This window comes from Nocardia sp. NPDC005998 (genome assembly GCF_040614395.1).
Classification (GTDB): Bacteria; Actinomycetota; Actinomycetes; order Mycobacteriales; family Mycobacteriaceae; genus Nocardia.
In genome coordinates, this window is record NZ_JBEXUI010000009.1 from 209809 (window position 1) to 229908 (window position 20100).

The window sequence follows — 20100 nt, forward strand, 5'->3', positions numbered from 1 at the left end:
AAGTTGTTCGAGAGGGGATCTTGTATGCCAGCGCCGTTGGAGGACCGGGTTACCAACCTCGAGACGCTCATGGCTACGTTGACGATGCAGCAGGCGGAAGCGAAGGCGAAAGCTGGTTCGCCGACCGACCTTGCCGCGTTGGGCGCGAAGGTTGCGCGCAACCATGACGCGGTTATCGAGGAGATCGGCAGTCTCAGGGCTGAAATCAATGACCGGTTCTCCGGCGTTGACGATCGGCTCTCTACCGTTGACGATCGGCTCTCTACCGTTGACGATCGGCTCTCTACCGTTGACGATCGGCTCTCTACTGTTGACGATCGGCTCTCGGCAATCGATGGCCGGCTCTCTGTAATGGATGACCGGTTCTCTGGCGTTGACGATCGGCTCTCGGCGATCGATGGCCGGCTCTCTGTAATGGATGACCGGTTCTCTGGCGTTGACGATCGGCTCTCGGCGATCGATGGCCGGCTCTCTGTAATGGATGGCCGGTTCTCTGATGTCGGTTCGAAGTTGGACCGCATCCTGGCGGCCCTGGGCGTCGATCAGGACGGTGCGTAACCGGGCACATCCGCACGATCTGCCCGGCAGCATCGAAGCGTTGGTCGGTGGCCGCCGAAGTGTTGCCGGATAGTCTGCTGTGGCGATGCGGAGCTGTAGCTGAGGTCCGAGGGATCGGGCGGGAGATTCGAATCGATGCTCAGCTGTGGTGAATCTGTCGGCTTGCTGTGAGTCATCGGTCCTTGCCGATTCTGGGCGGCAGCGGGGCATGCGGTGCGGCATATTGTGTAGCCGTGCCCGACCGTGACGCGTCACCGGCTGCGAGCGTGCTGGTCGTCGACGATGAGCCGAATATTCTCGACCTGCTCTCCGCCGCGCTGCGGATGAGCGGATTCGATGTGTACACCGCGGCCAGTGGGCTCGAGGCATTGGCCGCGGCGGCGCAGCGGCCGCCGGACATCGTGGTGCTGGATGTGATGCTGCCGGATCTGGACGGCTATGCGGTGGCACGGCGGCTGCGGGAGTCCGGCAACCAGGTGCCGGTGCTGTTCTTGACGTCGCGGGATGCGGTCGAGGATCGGATCGCCGGACTGGCCGCCGGTGGCGACGACTATGTGAGCAAACCGTTCAGTCTCGAAGAGGTAGTGCTGCGGTTGCGCGCGATTCTGCGTCGCACCCAGGGTGCGGAGTCCGACGACAGGGTGCTGAGGTACGCGGATCTGGAGCTGGATGTCGATGCGCATACCGCACACCGCGCTGGCCAAGAGATCTGGTTGTCGGCCACCGAATTCAGCCTGCTGCAGTATCTCGTTGTCAATGCGGAAAAGGTGGTCAGCAAACAGCAGATCATCGATCGGGTGTGGAGTGCGGAGACCGGGCGCGACGCCCGGGTCGTCGAGACCTTCATCAGTCAGCTCCGGCGCAAGGTGGATGCCCGGAATCCACCGTTGATCCATACGATTCGCGGTGTCGGCTACACCATCCGGCAGGGCGGCGCGCGCTCGTGACGGCCGGTCGGATCTGGGATCGGCGGCGCCGGTTGACATTGCGCACCCGGCTACTGCTGGTCCTGGTCGCGATCGCCGGGATCGGGATGGTGGCATTCGGGCTGCTCAGCATCGCGATGTTGGATCGTGCGCTGCTCGATCGGGTGGACGAGCAGCTGAATCATGTTGCCAGCGATATGACCTCGACCAAGCGACCGCCGCCGCCGCCACCGTCGGGTGCGCCGGAGTTCGAGCAGTTGCCCTCGGACTTTCGGCTCATGTTCTTCGATGTCGCGGGTCGGCCGATCGGCAGGCTCGGTGCGCCGGTCGAGTTGAGCACGGTACCGGCTTTGCCGTCGATGGACGCGGACTCGGTGCAGGCCAGGGCGAATACCGCTTTCACGGTCGGCGACCAGAAGAGCGATATCCGGTGGCGGGTGCGCACGGTCGTACAGCCAGCGACCGAATGGCAGCCCAATGGCGGCACCGTCGCGATCGCGATGTCGCTGGCCACCACCGAGGCGACCACCGGCAAACTCCGCACCATCGAGCTCGCGGCGGGCGCAACGCTGTTGATCGCCATTTCGGTGATCGCGGCGGTGCTGGTCCGGCTCGGCCTGCGACCGCTGACCCGGATCGAGCACACGGCCGAGGCGATCGCCGCCGGAGATCTGGATCGCCGTGTCGCACCGACCGATCCGCATACCGAAGTGGGGAGACTCGGCGCCGCATTCAATGTGATGGTCACCCGGTTGTCCTCGGCGCTGCGTCAACTCGCCGATTCCGAACGGCGGATGCGGGCCTTCGTCGCGGATGCCTCCCATGAACTGCGCACCCCGCTGACTTCGGTGCGCGGGTACGCCGAGCTGTATCGGCACGGCGGCGCGCAGGACGAGGCGGGTGTGCGGGAGATGATGCGCCGGATCGAGGGCGAGGCGATCCGGATGGGCCTGCTGGTCGACGATCTGCTGCTGCTCGCCAAGTTCGACCAGGAACGTGCGCTGGATCTGGCGGAGGTCGACTTGGTGGCGCTCGCGGCGGATGTGGTGCGCGATGCGGTAACCCGGGCGCCGGACCGGGATATCGGACTCGATGGTCCGAACGCGCCGGTCCGGGTGGTCGGTGACGAGCACCGATTGCGGCAGGTCGTGACGAATCTGGTCAATAATGCGTTGGTCCACACGCCAGCCGAGGCGTCGGTCACCGTTGCGGTCGGGATCCGAGCCGCGAATACGCTGGTCGATCCGGTGGCCGCCGAGGCGGGCGCGGCACCGCCCGAGGCATCCGAATTCGCCGTGCTCGATGTCTGCGACGACGGACCCGGCATTGCGTCGGAGAACGCACCGCGCATCTTCGACCGCTTCTACCGGGCGGCCGAATCGCGTTCGCGCACCGGTGGTTCGGGGCTCGGACTCGCCATTGCCGATGCGATCCTCGGTGCACACGGTGCCCGGATCCAGCTGCTGCGCACGCCCGACGCGGGCACCACGTTCCGAATCCTCTTCGCCGCCATCTGAATCTTCGTCGTGGACATGCCCATCCGTGCCCTGCGACAGTGCGGCCCGGGGCTCGATTGCCCGAGGAAAGAGGCTCGGGGCGGCGCGGATCTCGTGGACACCGCGCTCGCCGTCGGCCGGGCGTTGGACATGCTGCAGAAGGTGTTGCTGCTGATCATTCTGGGCAGATAGGGCTCGTCGGCGGGCTCGCGCAGGTAGGTTAAGTTAATGACTGTTCTGGAGCTGTGTCCCGGAGGAGACTCGTGTCCTTGACCCTCGCCCAGCGCGCGACGCTCGGCCTCATCTGCGATACCTTCGCGCCGGGGGACGGGGCTGAATTGCCGTCCGCGTCGCGCCTGGGCGCCGTCGACGCGGTTGAGCAGTTGCTGGCCCGCAATCCGAGTGCGGCGCAGCGCCGCGCCTTCGAAACCCTGCTGCGCATGTGGAATTCCCGGACGTTCGGGGTATTGATCGGGGCCGGGCCGCGCAGATTCGGCGATCTCGCGCAGGCCGACCGGGAGCAGGCACTGCGACGACTCGGGAATTCTCGGCTGGCTCGCAAGCGCGCGGTCTTCCAGGCGCTCAAGGGTGCTGCGTTGACTGCCTATTACGCGACGCCCGGGGCGACGGGTACCAATCCGGCCTGGCAGCAGATGGGATTTCCGGGTCCGTTCGGCGCGCTGCCCGATGCGCCACGGCCCGCATTGACTCCGCTGCGCCCGACCGGCGAGACGTCGCTGCACTGTGATGTGGTGGTCGTCGGGTCCGGCGCGGGCGGCGGCACCGCGGCAGCGGTGCTCGCGGCGGCCGGACTGGACGTCGTGGTCGTCGAACGTGGCGGATACTACGATGACGCGGATTTCGGGACCGGCGAGCTCACCGGACTGCTGAATCTGTACTCCCCGGGGCCGGCGACCACACAGGAGGGGCAGCTCGGCCTCGTCGCGGGATCGTGTCTCGGCGGCGGCACAGTGGTCAACTGGACCACCTCATTCCGCACACCGGACGATGTGCGCGAGGAATGGGCCAGCTTGGGCGCCAAGCAATTCGCGGCCGATGAATACACCGAGGCGCTGGATGCGGTGCACGCGCGACTCGGGGTCAACGGCGAGCACTCCGATGCCTCCGGCCGCGATACCGTCCTGGAACGTGGTCTGCGCGAACTGGATTGGCACGTCGATGCGGTGCCGCGCAATGTACGCGGCTGCGATGCCGGAATCGAATGCGGCCGCTGCGGTTTCGGCTGCCGGATCGGCGCGAAGCAGTCGGTGACCAAGACCTGGCTCGCCGATGCCGCCGAGCACGGCGCGCGACTGCTGATCGATACCGAGGTCCGCACCATCACGCTGCGCGATGGCAGTGCCAGCGGCGTCGCGGCCGTGACGCCGGAGGGGGACGCGGTCACCATCCGGGCCCGCGCGGTGATCGTCGCTGCGGGTGCGATCCACACCCCGGCACTACTGCGCCGCTCCGGGATATCCGGCCCGAATATCGGCCGCTACCTGCGACTGCATCCCGCCACCGCGGTCTTCGGCACCTTCGACGAGGAGATCCGTCCCTGGTCGGGCGGCCTGCAGACGCGCTATTCCACCGAGCATCGTGACCTCGACGGCCACGGTTACGGCGTGATCTACGAGACCGGCCCGCTGACACCGGGCATGACGGTCGGCTTCCTCAACTGGACCGGTGCGGCCCAGCATCGCGCGATCATGCACAATCTCGCGCATACCGTCGCGGTTGGCGTCATCACCCGAGATCGCGACCACGGCGCGGTATCGATCGACCGTGCCGGTGACGCGGTGGTCCGCTATCGGCTGTCCGGATACGACCAGGCTCACATGCACGCCGGAATCGACGGCGCGGCAAGGATTCTGGAGGCAGCAGGGGCGCGCCGAATCTTCTCCGGACATCAGTCCGGCCCGGTTTACGAACCAGGTATCGCGGGCTCGCACGACACCTTCGTCGCGGAATGTCTGCGCGCCGGTTACGGTCCCGGCCGCTGTGCGATGGGTGCGCTGCACATCATGGGCTCGGCCCGCATGGGCGGCTCGCGCGCCGATTCGGCCACCGACCCCGACGGTGTGGTCTGGGACGTGCCGAATCTCGTTGTCGCAGACGGCTCCTGCTTCCCCACCGCCTCCGGCGTAAACCCGATGCTCAGCATCGAAGCCATAGCCCACATGAACGCCGCCAGATTGGCCGCCCGCCTCACCTGACCGGCCGTCGCGGTGTCGCCGGATCCCGAGCTGACGCATGCTGCGTAAGCGCCGCGGAGGTTCCAGCCTGTGCGAAGACGTCACGCGGCATGCGCCAGCTCCGGGTCAGTCGGCGATGAGGTGGTTCAGGGAGCGGCCGGTGGCCGGGGCGGTGCCGCGTCCGCGTTGGCGGCGGATGAAGTAGCGGCCGGGGGCGATTGCGCTGGCACCGTGTTCCGGGTGGATGAGGTAGGCCACGACGTGAGTGTCGAGCATGCCGAGGGCCAGGTTGGTGGTGTCGCGGACATCGGTGGTCCAGCGGCAGGTGCCCAGGTCGGCGACCAGGCTGTGCGGATTGCCGCCGGCGCCGCTGCGCAGCAGTTCCAGTCCGATGGTCGGAATTTCCCGCCAACGCGCCCGGTGATTGTGCTTGGATCGGCGCATGTCCTATCGGAAGGACCCGCGCGTCGACGACTATATCGACCCGCTACCCGAGTGGCAGCAGGCGATCTGTCACGAGGTTCGCGAGCTGGTGCACGCCGCCGATCCCGAGGTCGTCGAAACCATCAAACGCACCGTGCAGCCGTACTTCGTGCTGGACGGCAATATCTGCGCACTGCTCGCGGCGAAGACGCACGTGAATGTGTTCCTGTACGACGGCGGCATCGTGCCCGATCCCGAGGGCATCATCACCGGCGGTCACGAGAACAAGACCGGCCGCACCGTGGCTATCCATGACGGTGAAAAGCTCAATGCCCCAGCACTTCTCGCGATGTTCGAACAGATCATCGCGAACAATCGGGCGGGCGGCTGGCGCAAGTTGAAGCGCGAAAGCTGAAGCCGCGCACCGGCCGCCGTTCGGACCGCCGGTGCGCAGATGTGCTGCTAGTAGCCGATGGTGAAGCGGCGCTGGACGAATCGCGGCAGCTCGACTTCGTCGAGCAGGGCGACGGCGGTGTCCTCGATCGAGATGCGGCTGCGGCCGTCGGTATCGCGGACCGGCTGGTCGCCGCCGATCCGGTAGCGGCCGGTGCGTTCGCCGGGGGCGAAAACGGAATTCCCCGACCTCCCCCCACCCCCTAACCTCGCCCCCCACTCACCCGCTTGGACAAGCGATCACCATGCGCTCACGCAGGTAAACGTCGAGAGTGCACCTGCATCAGCGCATTCTCGGCGGATGACCGGTGTGTTTTGGGTGCGGATTGGTGGTTGGGCGGAGTGGCTGTTCGGTGCTATTTCGGCGATGCGGGGGGTGGGTTCCGGGACGCAGCAGACGGCGGTGGCTGATCAGGCCCGTCATTGGCGATGGCGCTGTAGGTCGCGGCCAGTGCGTGGGCGGTGGATGCGCCGTTCCGGCCGGGCGTCATCGCCTCGTAGGGGCGGATGCCGAGGGGCATATCGGCTCGGCCGTCATAGACCGCGCTGCGAGCAGAGTCGACACGAAGGCAATTTCTCGGCCAGATCCACGTGGTCCGCCATGCCTTCCGGCGGGATGTTGCACGCCGGTCATCCGACCGGCGCGCGTGCAATCGCTGCTTGTTAGAGGCGCGGGTCGACCGGCTCGGACTCGAGTGCGAGGACCGCGAACACGGCCTCGTGCACGCGCCAGAGTGGTTCACCCGTGACGAAACGGTCGAGTGCCTCCAGTCCCAATGCATACTCCCGCAGTGCCATTGAGCGTTTGCGGCCGAGGCTGCGGGTGCGCAGTCGGCGCAAGTTGTTGTCACGCAGGTACTCCGGGCCGTAGATAATCCTAAGATATTCGGGGCCACGGCATTTCATGCCCGGTTGCACCAGCCGATCGCCGTCGCCGCGGACCATCGCGTCGTACGGCTTCACCACCATGCCCTCGCCGCCTGCCGTGGTCATTTCGATCCACCAGGAAGTGGCGGTGGCCGCGCTGGCCGGATCGGTCAAATCGACGACCATCCGGCCGGTCGGGGTGAACAGCTCGGCGTCGGCGGCCACCAGGCGGTCGATCTGCGACAGGTGCCAATCATGGTCCCGCACTGCGTAATTGACGCCCGAACCGGCCAGAATCTGGAACGGTGCGATTCGGAGTCCGGCCAGGCCATCGACCGGCCAGCAGTAGCGGCCATAGGCGGCGGTGAAGGCTGCCGCGTCGGTTTTGCGTGCCATGGTGCGGTCCGCGAGATCGGCGACATCCAGGCCGCGAGCGGTGACCGCGGCCAGCAGATCGGTCGCCGTATCGAGTGCGGCGCGCGCCGCCGTGCCGACGGCGGCGTACTGATTGCGCAGCAGGCCAACGGCTTTGGCCGACCACGGCATCAGCTCGGCATCCAGCAGCAGCCAATCGGTGTGCAATTCCTCGAACAGGCCCGCGGATTCGGCTGCGGCACGCACCCGCGTGAGCAGTTCCTCGGTCTGCGCCGTGTCATCGAAGAACGGGCGTCCGGTGCGGGTGTAGAGCGCACCGGTGCTGCCGTCGTCGACGCCGAACCGGTCGGCCGCGGTCCGCGCCGAACGCGTCACCAGCACGATTGCGCGCGAACCCATGTGCTTCTCCTCGCACACCACGCGCCGCACGCCCTCGGACCGGTAGTAGTCGAAGGCCTCGGCAGGATGTTCGAGGTAGCCGTCCAGCTGGGTGGTCGCACACGGTGCCATGGTCGGGGGCAGGTACACCAGCCACCGCGGATCGATCGCGAAGCGGCTCATCACCTCCAATGCGGCCCCGGCGTTCTCCTCCTGTACACCGACACGGCCGTGCTGGCGGGTTTCCACCACCCGGCGACCCATGACATCGTCCAGGTCGAGTACGCCCGGATCGCGGTGCACGACACCGTCGGCCGTCGCGATGGTGGTGGCCGCCAGCGGCCGCACCGGCTCGTACCAAACCTGCTCGGCCGGAACCGAAACCGGTACGCGCTCCGGATAGCGCAGGGCCGAGAGCTTGCCGCCGAAGACGACGCCGGTATCCAGGCACAGGGTGTTGTTCACCCAGCGCAGGTCGGTCACCGGCGTGTGGCCGTACAACACAGTGGCACGGCCACGGTAGTCCTCGGCCCATGGATAACGCACCGGAAGGCCGTATTCATCGGTCTCCCCGGTGGATTCGCCGTACATGGCGAAGGCGCGAACCCGCCCGGACGCACGCCCGTGGTACTCCTCTTTGAGCCCGGCATGCGCGACCACCAACCGGCCGTCGTCGAGTACGTAGTGGCTGATCAGACCGCGGCAGAAGTCCAGCGCCGCCTTGCGGAAGTCCTCGTCCTCGGCCTCCAACTGGGCCAGCGATTCCGCGAGCCCATGTGCGATGCGCACCTTCTTGCCATCGAGCGCACGCACCAGCTTGTTCTCATGATTTCCGGTGACGCACAGCGCCGTTCCCGCGCGCACCATGCCCATGACGAGTCGCAACACGCCGGGGGTATCCGGCCCACGATCGACCAGATCGCCGACGAATACCGCGGTGCGTCCGGCCGGGTGACTTGCGCCGACCGCACGTCCCGCATCGTCGCGCGCCAGCTGATAGCCGAGTTCCCCGAGCAGCGTCTCCAATTCGGCGCGGCAGCCGTGCACATCGCCGATCACGTCGAACGGTCCGGTGCGGTCACGCCTGTCGTTCCAGGCCTTTTCGTCGACAATGGTGGCGGACTCGATCTCCTCGGCTCCGCGCAGTATGTAGACCTTCCGGAAGCCCTCGCGTTCCAGACCGCGCAGACCTCGGCGCAGTTCGCGCTGTTGTCTGGTGACCACGTGCCGGGCCAGGTGTGACCGGTCGGGGCGTAGCGCATTGCGTTCGAAGCACACGTCGTCGGCGACGTCGAGCACGATCGCCACCGGCAGCACATCGTGCGCCCGCGCCACCGCGATCAGCTCCTGACGCGCCTTGGGCTGCACATTGGTGGCATCGATAACGGTGCGCAGTCCGCGCCGCAGTCGGATACCGGCGATATGGTGCAGCAGTGCGAAGGCATCCGGCGTCGCGGACTGATCGTTCTCGTCATCGCTGACGATGCCGCGACAGGCGTCCGACGAAACGATTGCGGTGCGCCGAAAGTGCTTGTGCGCGAATGTCGATTTCCCGGATCCGGTGCTACCGATCAGCACGACGAGTGAGAGCTCCGGGACCGCCAGTTCGGTCATCACGCGGCTCCTCTCGTAGTGTCGTCGGACGTCGCGGCCCTTGTGAACAGCGCCAGCTGCGTGGGCGGGCCGAATTCGGGATGTTCGACACCGACGGGCTCGAATCGCACCGCGTACCCGTACCGTGCCGCCACGCGGGATGCCCAGTCCGCGAATTCCGCACGGGTCCATTCGAACCGGTGATCGGAATGCCGGAACTTGCCCGCCGGAAGTGTTTCGTACACCACGTTGTGCTCCGCGTTCGGCGTTGTCACGATTACGGAACCCGGGGTTGCCGAGCCGAATACGGCGTATTCGAGGGCGGCCAGCCGTGGCTCGTCGATATGTTCGACGACCTCCATCAGCACCGCCGCGTCATACCCGTGCAGTCGCGCATCGGTATACGTCAGCGCCCCCTGGAGCAATGTCAACCGCCGCGCCACCCGCTCCGGCATCCGATCCAGCCGCAGCCGCCGCTTGGTGATATTCAGTGCCCGCATCGATACGTCTACCCCGACAACGTCGGTAAAAGCCTTGTCCGCCAACAATTCCCGCAATAGCGCCCCCTCCCCGCAGCCGAGATCGAGCACCCGATGCGCCCCGACCTCCCGCAGCGCGGCCAATACCGCGGCCCGCCGCATAACCGCCAGCGATGGCGTACGCTCATCGCCCTCGGTCGCGGTGCCCGCTATCTCCACAGCCTCCGTCGATGTTGGCTGTTCCGCCGCGTCCTTGGTGGATGTGGGCTGTGGTGCCGTGTTCTCGGTGGATGTGGGCTGTGGTGCCGTGTTCTCGGTGGATGTGGGCTGTGGTGCCGTGTTCTCGGTGGATGTGGGCTGTGCTGCCGCGTTCTCGGTCGACGCGGAATGCACCACCGCGGCCTCGATCGACATGGACTTCGCCACCGCATCCTCGGTCGCCGGGAACACGTCGCGCCCAGCATTGTCGAACACATCCTCGGACTCGGCGCTCTTCCCCTCGGCAGACACCGCGAAAACCGCAGGCGCAGTGCCAGTTTCAACGGACCCACCCGATCGGTCCGTCGATGCTCGGCCAGGGTTCACATCGTCGGACACGATCGTGTCGTCGGCTGTCTCCAGCGCCTCGTCGAAGCCTTCCTCGACCGCATCGAGCTCCTCCGGTTCCACATCGTCGACCTCGGCGAGCCGGGCCAGCGCGGTGCGCACCAGCGACTGGCGTCGAGCCAGGTAGCGCCGGGTGATCCAGGCGCGTTCCGGATGGTCGGCGAGCCAGCCGGCACCCGCGCGGATGAGCTTGTCGACCTCGTCGGCGGCCAGCCAGTAATGCTTGGCACCATCGAGCACCGGCAGTAGGACGTACAGGTGCGCGAGTGCGTCGGCCAGGCGGATGGTGCCGGTGAGCTCCAGTCGCACGTAATGCGAATCGCCCCATTCCGGGAAGGCCGGATCGAGGGGGAGTGGTTCGGCGATCACGCTCCAGCCCAGCGGCGCGAAGACCCGCTCGGCCGCCTCCGGTCCGCCCTTGCACGGCACCGCGGGCAAGGCGATCCGCAGCGGCAGCGCGGTGCGCACCAATTCGGGTCGCTGGTCGCAGCGGCCGTGCAGGGCGGTGCGGAATACCGCGCCGAGTGCGACCGACAGCAGTGACGACGCCGCGTAGGGCCGGTCGTTGACATACTGGCCGAGGCTGAAATCCGGTGTGCTGCGGGAACGCCCGCGCACCAACCGAATCGGATCGATCTCCAACAGCAGCGCCGCCGTGCATCGGGCGGCGGTGGCCTCCGGATACACGATATGCGCGGTGCCGTAGGACTGCTCGAACGCCTGCACCCGGTCGGGATTCTTGTGCAGCAAGAAGCCCAGATCGGTCGCGGGCCAAGCCGCGCCCTCCGGCGGTGTGCAGGTGATCGTCAACAGCATCTTGCGATCGTCGCCGAGCCGCAGACCGCACGCAAGGAGGTTTCGGTTGGCTGATCAGAGACTGACGTCCGGCCAGGTCCAGTTGGCGACGGCCGGGATATCCTCGCCGTGTTCGCGAGTCCACGCGCGGGCGTTCCAGCGGGCGTCGACCATTTCCTGCCGCAGCCCGGCCGCCTGCTCCCGCAGCGTCGGCACCCGGTCGATGACGTCCGTCACCAAGTGGAACCGGTCCAGGTTGTTGAGCATGACCATATCGAAAGGTGTTGTGGTGGTGCCCTTTTCGATGTATCCGCGGACGTGCATGTCGCCGTGGTTGGTGCGGCGGTAGGTCAGGCGGTGGATCAGCCACGGATACCCGTGGAACGCGAAGATGACCGGACGGTCCCGCGTGAACAGTGCGTCGAACTCACTGTCGGACAGTCCATGTGGATGTTCGTCCGCGGGTTGCAGTCGCATCAGGTCGACCACATTCACCACCCGGATACGCAGTTGCGGCAGCCGTGCACGCAGAATCGCCGCCGCCGCAAGCGTTTCCAGCGTCGGTATATCGCCAGCACAGGCGAGTACGACATCGGGGGTGGTGCCAGGATCGTCGTGCTGTCCGGCCCACTCCCAGATTCCGGCACCGCGCGCACAGTGCACCGCGGCATCGGAAACCGAGAGCCAGTCGGCCTGTGGCTGCTTCCCCGCGACCACCACATTGACGTAATGCCGCGAGCGCAGACAGTGGTCGTAAGTCGACAGCAGCGTGTTCGCGTCCGGCGGCAGATACACCCGCACGATCGAGGGCTTCTTGTTCAGCACCACATCGAGGAATCCGGGATCTTGATGGGTGAAACCATTGTGGTCCTGGCGCCAAACATGTGACGACAGTAGATAATTCAGGCTCGCGATCGGCTGCCGCCATGGGACAGCCGCACTCGCGTCCAGCCATTTGGCGTGCTGGTTGAACATCGCGTCGACAATGTGGATGAATGCCTCGTAGCAGGTGAAGACCCCGTGTCTGCCGGTCAGCAGATAGCCCTCGAGCAGTCCCTGGCACATATGCTCGGAGAGCACCTCGATAACCCGCCCGCCCCGGTCCAGGGCCACATCGAATTCGCCGATTTCGGCCTGCCAGTCGCGCCCGGTTACCTCCAGAATGTCCTGCAGCCGATTGCTGGCCAGCTCGTCGGGGGCGAAGGTGAGGAAGTTATCGGTATTGCGTGCGGTGACATCGCGCAGCCAGCCACCGAGCACCCGGGTCGCCTCGTGCTGCGTCGCACCCGGCTCCTGTACCTCGACGCCATAGGAACGCCAATCCGGCAAGCGCAGGTCTCGAACGAGCCTGCCCCCGTTGGCAATTGGATTCGCGCTCAGCCGCCGATCACCATCGGGCACCAGATCGAGCAGTGCCGGAACCGGCCGGCCCGACTCATCGAACAGCTGCTCCGGCCGATAGGCCCGCAACCACTGCTCGAGCACCGCGCGGTGCCGGTCATCGGTGCGCGCGGCCGCCAACGGCACCTGATGCGCGCGGAATGTGCCCTCGACCTGATCGCCGTCGACCACCGGCGGACAGGTCCACCCCTTCGGCGTGCGCAGCACGATCATCGGCCAGATCGGACGCACCCCATCGGTTCCCGCGCGGGCGATGTGCTGAATCTCCGCGATGCGATCCAGACAGGCGTCAACGGCGATCGCCATCTCCTGGTGGACCCGCGCCGGGTCGCTGCCCGCGACGACGATCGGCTCGTAGCCGTATCCGCGCAGCAGGGTCAGCAATTCCGACTCCGGAATGCGCGCCAGGATGGTCGGATTGGCGATCTTGTACTGATTCAACGCGAGAATCGGCAGCACCGCCCCGTCGCGTACCGGATTGAGGAACTTGTTGGCATGCCAGCTCGTCGCGAGCGGCCCGGTCTCCGCCTCACCGTCGCCGACCACGCAGAACACCGTCAGATCCGGATTGTCGAGCGCCGCCCCAAATGCATGCAGCAGCGAATAGCCGAGCTCACCGCCCTCGTGGAAGGAACCAGGAGTTTCCGGCGCACAGTGACTCGGCACGCCACCGGGGAAGGAGAACTGTGCGAACAGCGCGCCCATCCCGGTTTCATCCTGCGGTACATGGCTGTAGAGCTCCGAATACGTCCCCTCCAGCCATGCACATGCATTCGGCCCCGGCCCGCCGTGCCCGGGACCGGCCACGAAGACGGCATTCAGATCGCGCTGGCGGATCGCCCGATTCGCATGCACCCAGACCAGGTTCAGGCCGGGCACGGTGCCGAAATGGCCGAGCAGCCGCGGCTTGATGTGTTCGGCGCGCAGCGGCTCGCGCAGCAGCGGATTGCGCATGAGATAGATCTGGCCGACCGCGAGATAGTTCGCGGCACGCCACCACGCGTCGATCGATTCCAGCTCCGTATGTCCAAGGGGGCCGGAAACCTCCCCGAGCCGATACGGCCGCGGTGCGACAGTGGCACCGCCACCGCTGTCGACATTGTCGGCCGAGGTATCGCCCCCGACACTGGCCATCTGCGTCATACGCCGACTCTCCTCACACTCGGGCATCGGAAGCGGCACCTCGATGGACCGCCTGTCACGGGTCCTGCACGGTTGCCGACGTCGATCGATAACGCCGGATGGAGAATTCACCGCCAGCCTACCCACGCGGGGCCCCGCGCCGATCGGTTCTCACCGTCCCGCGTCGGGGGGCAGCCCGTCTCGTGCCGGAGGTCACCCGATCCGGTGCCATCGGTCCTCGCCCTATCGAAAGGGCGGCTCGGGCGAGGGGATGCGGGGTGGATTATGGTCCGCCACATGCAAACACTGCGCAGGATCATCGGTATCGGCACCATCGCCGCCGCGACATTCGCGCTGGCCGCCTGTGGCTCGGACAACGACAAAGGCTCGACGGCCGCGTCGTCGGCGACAGCCTCATCGCCCGCCAAGGCGTCGGCGCAGGCCACCTTCGGCCAGCTGCCCGCGCAGCCCACCGGAGCCGAATGCACCGCCGATGACATCGTGGTGGTCGGCGGTTTCGGCGCCACTCCGAAGATCACCATCCCCGACACCTGCACCGCGCCGACCCAACTCGTCGTCAAGGATCTGGTCGCGGGCAGCGGTCCGGGTGCGGTCGCCGGTCAGCCCCTCACCATGAACTACACGCTGATCACCTGGTCGGATAAGAAGAAGCTGGACAGCTCGTTCGACCGCGGCAAGCCGTTCCAGCTCACGCTGGGCGCCGGACAGGTCATTCCGGGCTGGGAGCAGGGCCTGGTCGGTGTGCAGGCGGGCGCGCGGCGGCTGCTGATCATCCCGCCGAATCTCGGCTACGGCGCAGGTGGCAATGGCATCAAGCCCAACGAGACGCTGGTCTTCGTCACCGACGCGGTCGCCGTCGGCAAATGACGGCGGCGCGGGGTGCTCGGCGGTGGTGCTGCCTGCAGCCCGCCGCGACCGGTCAACTAACCTTGTCGAGATGCGCACGTTAACTCGTGCGGCGATTTCGCTCGTGATTACCCCTAGCAAGTCGGCCACAAGAACCAACGAACAAGGAGCATGTCCGTGAAGAGCACCGTCGAGCAGCTGAGCCCGACCCGGGTCCGGATCAACGTCGAGGTGCCTTTCGAGGAGCTGAAGCCGGACTTCGACAAGGCCTACAAGGCGCTGGCCAACCAGGTCCGCATCCCCGGCTTCCGTCCGGGCAAGGCCCCGGCCAAGCTCATCGAGGCCCGCCTGGGCCGCGGCGCGATCCTGGAGCAGGTCGTCAACGACGTACTGCCCGGCCGCTACAGCGAGGCCGTCACCACCTCCGAGGTCAAGGTCATCGGCCAGCCCGAGATCGAGATCACCAAGATCGAGGACGGCCAGGAGCTGGCGTTCACGGCCGAGGTCGACGTGCGCCCCGAGATCACCCTGCCCGCCTACGACGGCATCGAGGTGACCGTCGATTCGTTCACCATCGGTGACGAGGACATCGAGGAGCAGCTGCAGTCGCTGCGCCAGCGCTTCGGCACCCTGACCGGCGTCGAGCGTCCGGTCCAGAACGGCGACTTCGTCTCCATCGATCTCTCGGCCACCGTCGACGGCGAGGAAGTGCCCGAGGCGGCCACCACCGGCCTGTCCCACGAGGTCGGCTCCGGTCAGCTGATCGAGGGCCTGGACGAGGCGCTGATCGGCCTTTCGGTCGACGAGTCCAAGGAGTTCACCTCGACCCTGGTCGCCGGTGAGCATGCGGGCAAGGAGGCGGTCATCACCGTCACCGTGCGCTCGGTCAAGGAGCGCGAGCTGCCCGAGGCCGATGACGATTTCGCCCAGCTCGCCAGCGAATTCGACACCCTCGACGAGCTGAAGGAAGACCTGCGCAACCGGGTCGAGCGGGTCAAGAAGGTCGAGCAGGCCGGTCAGATCCGCGACAAGGTGCTCGAGACCCTGCTGGAGCAGGTCGAGGTGCCGCTGCCCGAGGCGGTCGTGCAGGCCGAGATCGACGCCGTGCTGCACGATGCGGTGCACGGCTTCGACCACGACGAGGCCAAGCTGGCCGAGGCGCTCGAGGCCCAGGGTTCCAGCCGCGAGGAGTTCGACAAGGACACCAAGGAGTCCGCCGAGAAGTCGGTGAAGACCCAGCTGCTGCTGGACGCCATCGCCGAGGCGGACAACACCCAGGTCGGCCAGGAGGAGCTCACCGAGCGGATCCTGTTCCAGGCGCAGCGCTACGGTCTGTCGCCCGAGCAGTTCATCCAGCAGGTGCAGCAGGCGGGTCAGCTCGGCGCGGTCTTCGCCGACGTCCGCCGCGGCAAGGCGCTGGCCGGTGTGGTCGGCAAGGTGAAGGTCACCGACTCCGAGGGCAACACCGTGGACACCGCCGAAATGTTCGGTGCCCCTGAGGGTTCCACCGATGCGGGGGAATCCGACGAGGCCGCCGCGGCGAGTGCCGAATAACTTCATGAAGTGCCAGCGTGATGACGCCCCGGATGGGTGCGTTATTGCGCTGTGAGCGAAGATGGGCGGTACCGGGAGTTCGGTGCCGCCCTGCTTCGTTAATGTTTGTGACAAGCGAACCAGAGATGGCTGTTCGGCCTCAGCAACGAGCCGGTGAGAGAAGGCAGGTATCCGTGACAATGAACAAGGCAGGGGTCGTCATGAGTTCCCCCACTGCTGGTCTCAACCTCAGTGATTCGGTATACGAGCGTCTGCTGCGTTCGCGCATCATCTTCCTCGGCACCCAGGTCGACGACGACATCGCCAACAAGGTGTGCGCGCAGATCCTGCTGCTGTCGGCGGAGGATCCGACCAAGGACATCGCGCTCTACATCAACTCGCCCGGTGGTTCGGTCACCGCGGGTATGGCCATCTACGACACGATGCAGTTCTCCGAGTGCGATATCGCCACCTACGGCATGGGCCTGGCCGCATCGATGGGTCAGTTCCTGCTCACCGCCGGCACCAAGGGCAAGCGGTTCGCCTTGCCGCATGCGCGCATCATGATGCACCAGCCCTCGGCGGGCATCGGCGGTTCCGCGGCCGATATCGCGATCATGGCCGAGCAGTTCGCGCACACCAAGCGCGAGCTCAATGAGTTGCAGGCGCTGCACACCGGCAAGTCGATCGAGCAGGTCACTGCCGACGCCGACCGCGACCGCTGGTTCACCGCGGCGCAGGCGCTGGAATACGGCTTCATCGACCGCGTGATCACCCACGCGGCGCAGGCGAACGGCGCGGGTAACTAACTAAACACGCAGATCCGTTCCCACTCAACGACTTTGGAGACGAAGATGGTCAATCAGTTCGACCCGCGCGCCGGTCTCGGCGGCACCGCTCCGGCGAGCCCGCAGTCGCGCTACATCCTGCCCTCGTTCATCGAGCACTCCAGCTTCGGTGTCAAGGAGTCCAACCCGTACAACAAGCTGTTCGAGGAGCGCATCATCTTCCTCGGCGTGCAGGTCGACGACGCCTCGGCCAACGACATCATGGCGCAGCTGCTGGTGCTGGAGTCGCTGGATCCCGATCGCGACATCACCATGTACATCAACTCGCCCGGTGGCTCGTTCACCTCGCTGATGGCGATCTACGACACCATGCAGTACGTGCGTGCCGATGTCGCCACCGTCTGCCTCGGTCAGGCCGCTTCGGCCGCCGCCGTGCTGCTCGCCGCCGGTACCCCCGGCAAGCGGGCCTGCCTTCCCAACGCCCGGGTCCTCATCCACCAGCCCTCGCTGGAGGGCGGTATCCAGGGGCAGGTTTCGGACCTGGAGATCCAGGCCGCCGAGATCGAGCGCATGCGTCGCCTGATGGAGACCACGCTGGCGCGCCACACCGGTAAGGACGCGGACACCATCCGCAAGGACACCGACCGCGACAAGATCCTGACGGCCGAGGAGGCCAAGGAATACGGGATCATCGATACGGTGTTCGACTACCGCAAGCTCAGCGCCCAGAAGTAAGCAGCCGCGCCGGATGGCGTGGTGCGCTGATCGCTCGTAAGTTGCTCAATATCAGGATATTCCGGCCGGGACAGGTGCCACTCGGCATGTGGCCCGGCCGGACTGCTTCAGGAAAGTCGATCGGCCGGAACGGTGTCCGGCAGAAGGCATTCCGGGGCGGGCGGCCAGGCGTGTCGAATGGCCGTCGATCGGGGTGAACGTGTTCCATAGTGGTAAGAACTCGTAGAACCCCGGCGAGAAACATGCTCGAGTTATCGACCTCCGTCGCGCACACCGGGTACGGTCGACCTAGGGACCTTTGCTCCCGGTTGACGGCAGTGCTCGAACGTCGGATTCGCTCGAGGTGTTCGTGATTACACCCGAGGGTGGCGGATTGCTGGCAACCTGGATAGACGGTTGCAGGCGGACAAGGAAGTAGGGACCCACGAGATGGCGCGCATCGGAGATGGCGGCGATCTGCTGAAATGCTCGTTCTGCGGAAAGAGCCAGAAGCAGGTCAAGAAGCTCATTGCGGGACCAGGGGTGTACATCTGCGACGAGTGCATCGATCTATGCAACGAGATCATCGAGGAAGAGCTGGCCGAGTCCAGCGAGGTCAAACTCGATGAGCTGCCCAAGCCCGCCGAGATCCGGGATTTCCTCGAGAACTACGTCATCGGGCAGGACACCGCCAAGCGCACGCTCGCCGTCGCCGTCTACAACCACTACAAGCGCATCCAGGCGGGCGATAAGGGTCGTGACAGCCGGGGCGAGACCGTCGAGCTGGCCAAGTCGAACATTCTCATGCTCGGCCCCACCGGCTGCGGTAAGACCTATCTGGCGCAGACGCTGGCCAAGATGCTCAATGTCCCGTTCGCCATTGCCGACGCCACGGCGCTGACCGAGGCCGGATACGTCGGTGAGGATGTCGAGAACATCCTGCTGAAGCTGATCCAGGCCGCGGACTATGACGTGAAGCGGGCCGAGACAGGCATCATCTACATCGATGAGGTCGACAAGATCGCGCGCAAGAGCGAGAACCCGTCGATCACCCGCGATGTCTCCGGTGAGGGTGTGCAGCAGGCGCTGCTGAAGATCCTCGAAGGCACGCAGGCCAGCGTGCCGCCGCAGGGCGGGCGCAAGCATCCGCATCAGGAATTCATCCAGATCGACACCACCAACGTGCTTTTCATCGTGGCTGGCGCGTTCGCCGGGCTGGAGAAGATCATCTCCGATCGCACCGGTCACCGCGGTATCGGCTTCGGCGCCGAGGTGCGTTCCAAGGCCGAGATCGATACCGATGACCACTTCGCCGAGGTGATGCCCGAGGATCTGATCAAGTTCGGTCTGATCCCGGAATTCATCGGGCGTCTGCCCGTCGTCGCCTCGGTGACGAACCTGGACAAGGACTCGCTGGTCAAGATTCTCTCCGAGCCGAAGAACGCGCTGGTGAAGCAGTACGTGCGGCTCTTCGAGATGGACGGCGTCGACCTCGAGTTCACCGATGACGCGCTCGAGGCGATCGCCGATCAGGCGATCCTGCGCGGCACCGGCGCCCGTGGCCTGCGCGCCATCATGGAGGAGGTCCTGCAGCTGGCGATGTTCGATATCCCCAGCCGCGATGACGTCGCCAAGGTGGTCGTCAACGCCGATACCGTCAACGACAACGTGCTGCCGACCATCGTGCCGCGCAAGGCGCAGCGTGCGGAGCGCCGGGAGAAGTCGGCGTAAACACGACGCGGACCGGGTCAGACGAATGCAACCGCAACCTCCGGTTGCTTCCGGCTGGCCCGGGTGCGCTGCTCGCCGCCGCCGCTGGTACTGCTACCACGCGATATGACGGCGGTCACACTCGGGCCAACTCGATGTGTACGGAGCTTTCGGTTTGGGTACTCATGGATCACGGTTGAGTAACCAGCCCAGTCTTGGTCCATAGCTGGATCGGGCGAAAAGATCCCGCCTGCAAGGTTTTTGGCGGCGGGTGCGACGGACCGAGGTCCCTCATGCCGATAGTTTCAGTTTCCTCGGATAACAGCACGGCCGCCGTGCGCGAATCCGGACAAACCGCCGAACGTCTGTCCATCGTGGTCTTACCGCCGATGGATTCGATCACACTGTGCGCGGTGGGCGGTGAAGTGGATTATCTGACGGCGGATACTCTTCGCCGGTCCCTGGTTGGGGCTCTGCCCACGGCGGGTGCGGTGGTGGTCATCGACCTGTCGCAGGTAACGTTCTTCGGCGTTGCCGGGCTCCGGGTTCTGATGGACGCCCGATCCAAGTGCGCCCGCAGCGGCCGACGACTTCAGTTGATCACCGGTCCGCGCTGCGTGGACCGGCTGCTCGAGGTTGCGGGTCATGCCGCGGTGTTCGATATCGTGCCGAGCCTCGCCGCGGTTGCGCGGGCGACGGCGTCCGAGGTGGCGCGCGTGAGCGCCTGATAGCGAAAACGCGGGCGAGCCTGTGAGCACGCGCATGGAGGAGAAGACGGCTCCGGCCGCGATGCAGCCGAAGACACCGGCGCTAAGCTTGAG

Annotated in this window: 17 protein-coding genes; 13 read left to right on the forward strand and 4 right to left on the reverse strand. The window is 66.1% G+C overall.

What is annotated here, in order from left to right; genetic code table 11:
• Positions 1–24 precede the first annotated feature (24 nt).
• The 5 genes from ABZ293_RS15910 (at position 25) to ABZ293_RS15930 (ending at position 5196) form a co-directional block, all read left to right on the forward strand.
• Positions 25–558 carry a hypothetical protein gene (locus ABZ293_RS15910; RefSeq protein WP_355181128.1) on the forward strand — a complete coding sequence of 178 codons (534 nt, stop codon included), beginning with the start codon at positions 25–27 and terminating at the stop codon, positions 556–558.
• Between the two features lie 233 nt (positions 559–791).
• Positions 792–1505 (forward strand): response regulator transcription factor, encoded by a 714-nt coding sequence (locus ABZ293_RS15915; RefSeq protein WP_355181130.1) that lies wholly within the window; start codon positions 792–794, stop codon positions 1503–1505.
• A complete protein-coding gene (locus ABZ293_RS15920; RefSeq protein ID WP_355181132.1) occupies positions 1502–3001 on the forward strand; it encodes a HAMP domain-containing sensor histidine kinase in 1500 nt (499 codons plus the stop codon). Before ABZ293_RS15915 ends, ABZ293_RS15920 begins: the two co-directional genes overlap by 4 nt.
• A 9-nt stretch (positions 3002–3010) precedes the next feature.
• Complete coding sequence (locus ABZ293_RS15925; protein ID WP_355181134.1) at positions 3011–3172, forward strand: hypothetical protein; 162 nt, start codon at positions 3011–3013, stop codon at positions 3170–3172.
• A 71-nt stretch (positions 3173–3243) separates the two neighbouring features.
• Positions 3244–5196 (forward strand): FAD-dependent oxidoreductase, encoded by a 1953-nt coding sequence (locus tag ABZ293_RS15930; protein ID WP_355181136.1) that lies wholly within the window; start codon positions 3244–3246, stop codon positions 5194–5196.
• A 105-nt stretch (positions 5197–5301) separates the two neighbouring features.
• On the opposite strand, the gene ABZ293_RS15935 is transcribed toward ABZ293_RS15930, so the two are convergent.
• Positions 5302–5619, reverse strand: coding sequence for a hypothetical protein (locus ABZ293_RS15935; RefSeq protein ID WP_355181138.1), 318 nt, complete (start codon positions 5617–5619; stop codon positions 5302–5304).
• Here ABZ293_RS15935 and ABZ293_RS15940 point away from each other — a divergent pair.
• Positions 5618–6013, forward strand: coding sequence for a DUF1801 domain-containing protein (locus tag ABZ293_RS15940; protein WP_355181140.1), 396 nt, complete (start codon positions 5618–5620; stop codon positions 6011–6013). The genes ABZ293_RS15935 and ABZ293_RS15940 overlap by 2 nt on opposite strands.
• A gap of 41 nt (positions 6014–6054) precedes the next feature.
• On the forward strand, positions 6055–6258 hold the full coding sequence (locus ABZ293_RS15945) for a hypothetical protein (protein WP_355181142.1): 204 nt from the start codon (positions 6055–6057) through the stop codon (positions 6256–6258).
• A 456-nt stretch (positions 6259–6714) separates the two neighbouring features.
• Here ABZ293_RS15945 and ABZ293_RS15950 read toward each other — a convergent pair whose 3' ends face one another.
• Genes ABZ293_RS15950 through ABZ293_RS15960 form a run of 3 tightly spaced genes read right to left on the reverse strand, consistent with a single transcriptional unit; the run spans position 6715 to position 13688 of the window.
• Entirely contained in the window at positions 6715–9285 is a 2571-nt protein-coding gene (locus ABZ293_RS15950; RefSeq protein ID WP_355181144.1) for a polynucleotide kinase-phosphatase, read from the reverse strand.
• The gene (locus ABZ293_RS15955) at positions 9285–11165 is read right to left on the reverse strand and encodes a 3' terminal RNA ribose 2'-O-methyltransferase Hen1 (RefSeq protein ID WP_355181146.1); all 1881 of its coding nucleotides are present in this window, start codon (positions 11163–11165) and stop codon (positions 9285–9287) included. The genes ABZ293_RS15950 and ABZ293_RS15955 overlap by 1 nt, the downstream gene beginning before the upstream one ends.
• A 54-nt stretch (positions 11166–11219) precedes the next feature.
• Complete coding sequence (locus ABZ293_RS15960; protein ID WP_355181148.1) at positions 11220–13688, reverse strand: phosphoketolase family protein; 2469 nt, start codon at positions 13686–13688, stop codon at positions 11220–11222.
• Positions 13689–13964: 276 nt separating this feature from the next.
• Between ABZ293_RS15960 and ABZ293_RS15965 the strand changes: the two genes are divergently transcribed.
• The 6 genes from ABZ293_RS15965 to ABZ293_RS15990 all read left to right on the forward strand — a co-directional run bounded on the left by ABZ293_RS15965 (position 13965) and on the right by ABZ293_RS15990 (position 20007).
• Positions 13965–14555: an FKBP-type peptidyl-prolyl cis-trans isomerase gene (locus ABZ293_RS15965; protein WP_355181150.1), complete on the forward strand. Its 591-nt coding sequence runs from the start codon at positions 13965–13967 to the stop codon at positions 14553–14555.
• Positions 14556–14711: 156 nt separating this feature from the next.
• Positions 14712–16088, forward strand: a complete 1377-nt coding sequence (gene tig / locus ABZ293_RS15970; protein ID WP_355181152.1) for a trigger factor — start codon at positions 14712–14714, stop codon at positions 16086–16088.
• Between the two features lie 200 nt (positions 16089–16288).
• Complete coding sequence (locus ABZ293_RS15975; RefSeq protein WP_355181154.1) at positions 16289–16876, forward strand: ATP-dependent Clp protease proteolytic subunit; 588 nt, start codon at positions 16289–16291, stop codon at positions 16874–16876.
• 45 nt (positions 16877–16921) lie between these two features.
• The gene (locus ABZ293_RS15980; RefSeq protein WP_354960993.1) at positions 16922–17590 is read left to right on the forward strand and encodes an ATP-dependent Clp protease proteolytic subunit; all 669 of its coding nucleotides are present in this window, start codon (positions 16922–16924) and stop codon (positions 17588–17590) included.
• A gap of 429 nt (positions 17591–18019) precedes the next feature.
• Positions 18020–19300, forward strand: a complete 1281-nt coding sequence (gene clpX / locus ABZ293_RS15985; protein WP_063044679.1) for an ATP-dependent Clp protease ATP-binding subunit ClpX — start codon at positions 18020–18022, stop codon at positions 19298–19300.
• Between the two features lie 272 nt (positions 19301–19572).
• Positions 19573–20007 carry an STAS domain-containing protein gene (locus ABZ293_RS15990; RefSeq protein WP_355181156.1) on the forward strand — a complete coding sequence of 145 codons (435 nt, stop codon included), beginning with the start codon at positions 19573–19575 and terminating at the stop codon, positions 20005–20007.
• The last annotated feature ends 93 nt before the right edge of the window (positions 20008–20100 follow it).

Excerpts from the sequence above, each read along its gene's own strand:
- ABZ293_RS15910 (WP_355181128.1), top strand. The coding sequence starts at position 25 with ATGCCAGCGCCGTTGGAGGACCGGGTTACCAACCTCGAGACGCTCATG.
- ABZ293_RS15940 (WP_355181140.1), top strand. The coding sequence starts at position 5,618 with ATGTCCTATCGGAAGGACCCGCGCGTCGACGACTATATCGACCCGCTA.
- ABZ293_RS15935 (WP_355181138.1), bottom strand. The coding sequence starts at position 5,619 with ATGCGCCGATCCAAGCACAATCACCGGGCGCGTTGGCGGGAAATTCCG.
- ABZ293_RS15950 (WP_355181144.1), bottom strand. The coding sequence starts at position 9,285 with ATGACCGAACTGGCGGTCCCGGAGCTCTCACTCGTCGTGCTGATCGGT.
- ABZ293_RS15955 (WP_355181146.1), bottom strand. The coding sequence starts at position 11,165 with ATGCTGTTGACGATCACCTGCACACCGCCGGAGGGCGCGGCTTGGCCC.
- ABZ293_RS15960 (WP_355181148.1), bottom strand. The coding sequence starts at position 13,688 with ATGACGCAGATGGCCAGTGTCGGGGGCGATACCTCGGCCGACAATGTC.
- ABZ293_RS15965 (WP_355181150.1), top strand. The coding sequence starts at position 13,965 with ATGCAAACACTGCGCAGGATCATCGGTATCGGCACCATCGCCGCCGCG.
- ABZ293_RS15975 (WP_355181154.1), top strand. The coding sequence starts at position 16,289 with ATGAGTTCCCCCACTGCTGGTCTCAACCTCAGTGATTCGGTATACGAG.
- ABZ293_RS15980 (WP_354960993.1), top strand. The coding sequence starts at position 16,922 with ATGGTCAATCAGTTCGACCCGCGCGCCGGTCTCGGCGGCACCGCTCCG.
- clpX (WP_063044679.1), top strand. The coding sequence starts at position 18,020 with ATGGCGCGCATCGGAGATGGCGGCGATCTGCTGAAATGCTCGTTCTGC.
- ABZ293_RS15990 (WP_355181156.1), top strand. The coding sequence starts at position 19,573 with ATGCCGATAGTTTCAGTTTCCTCGGATAACAGCACGGCCGCCGTGCGC.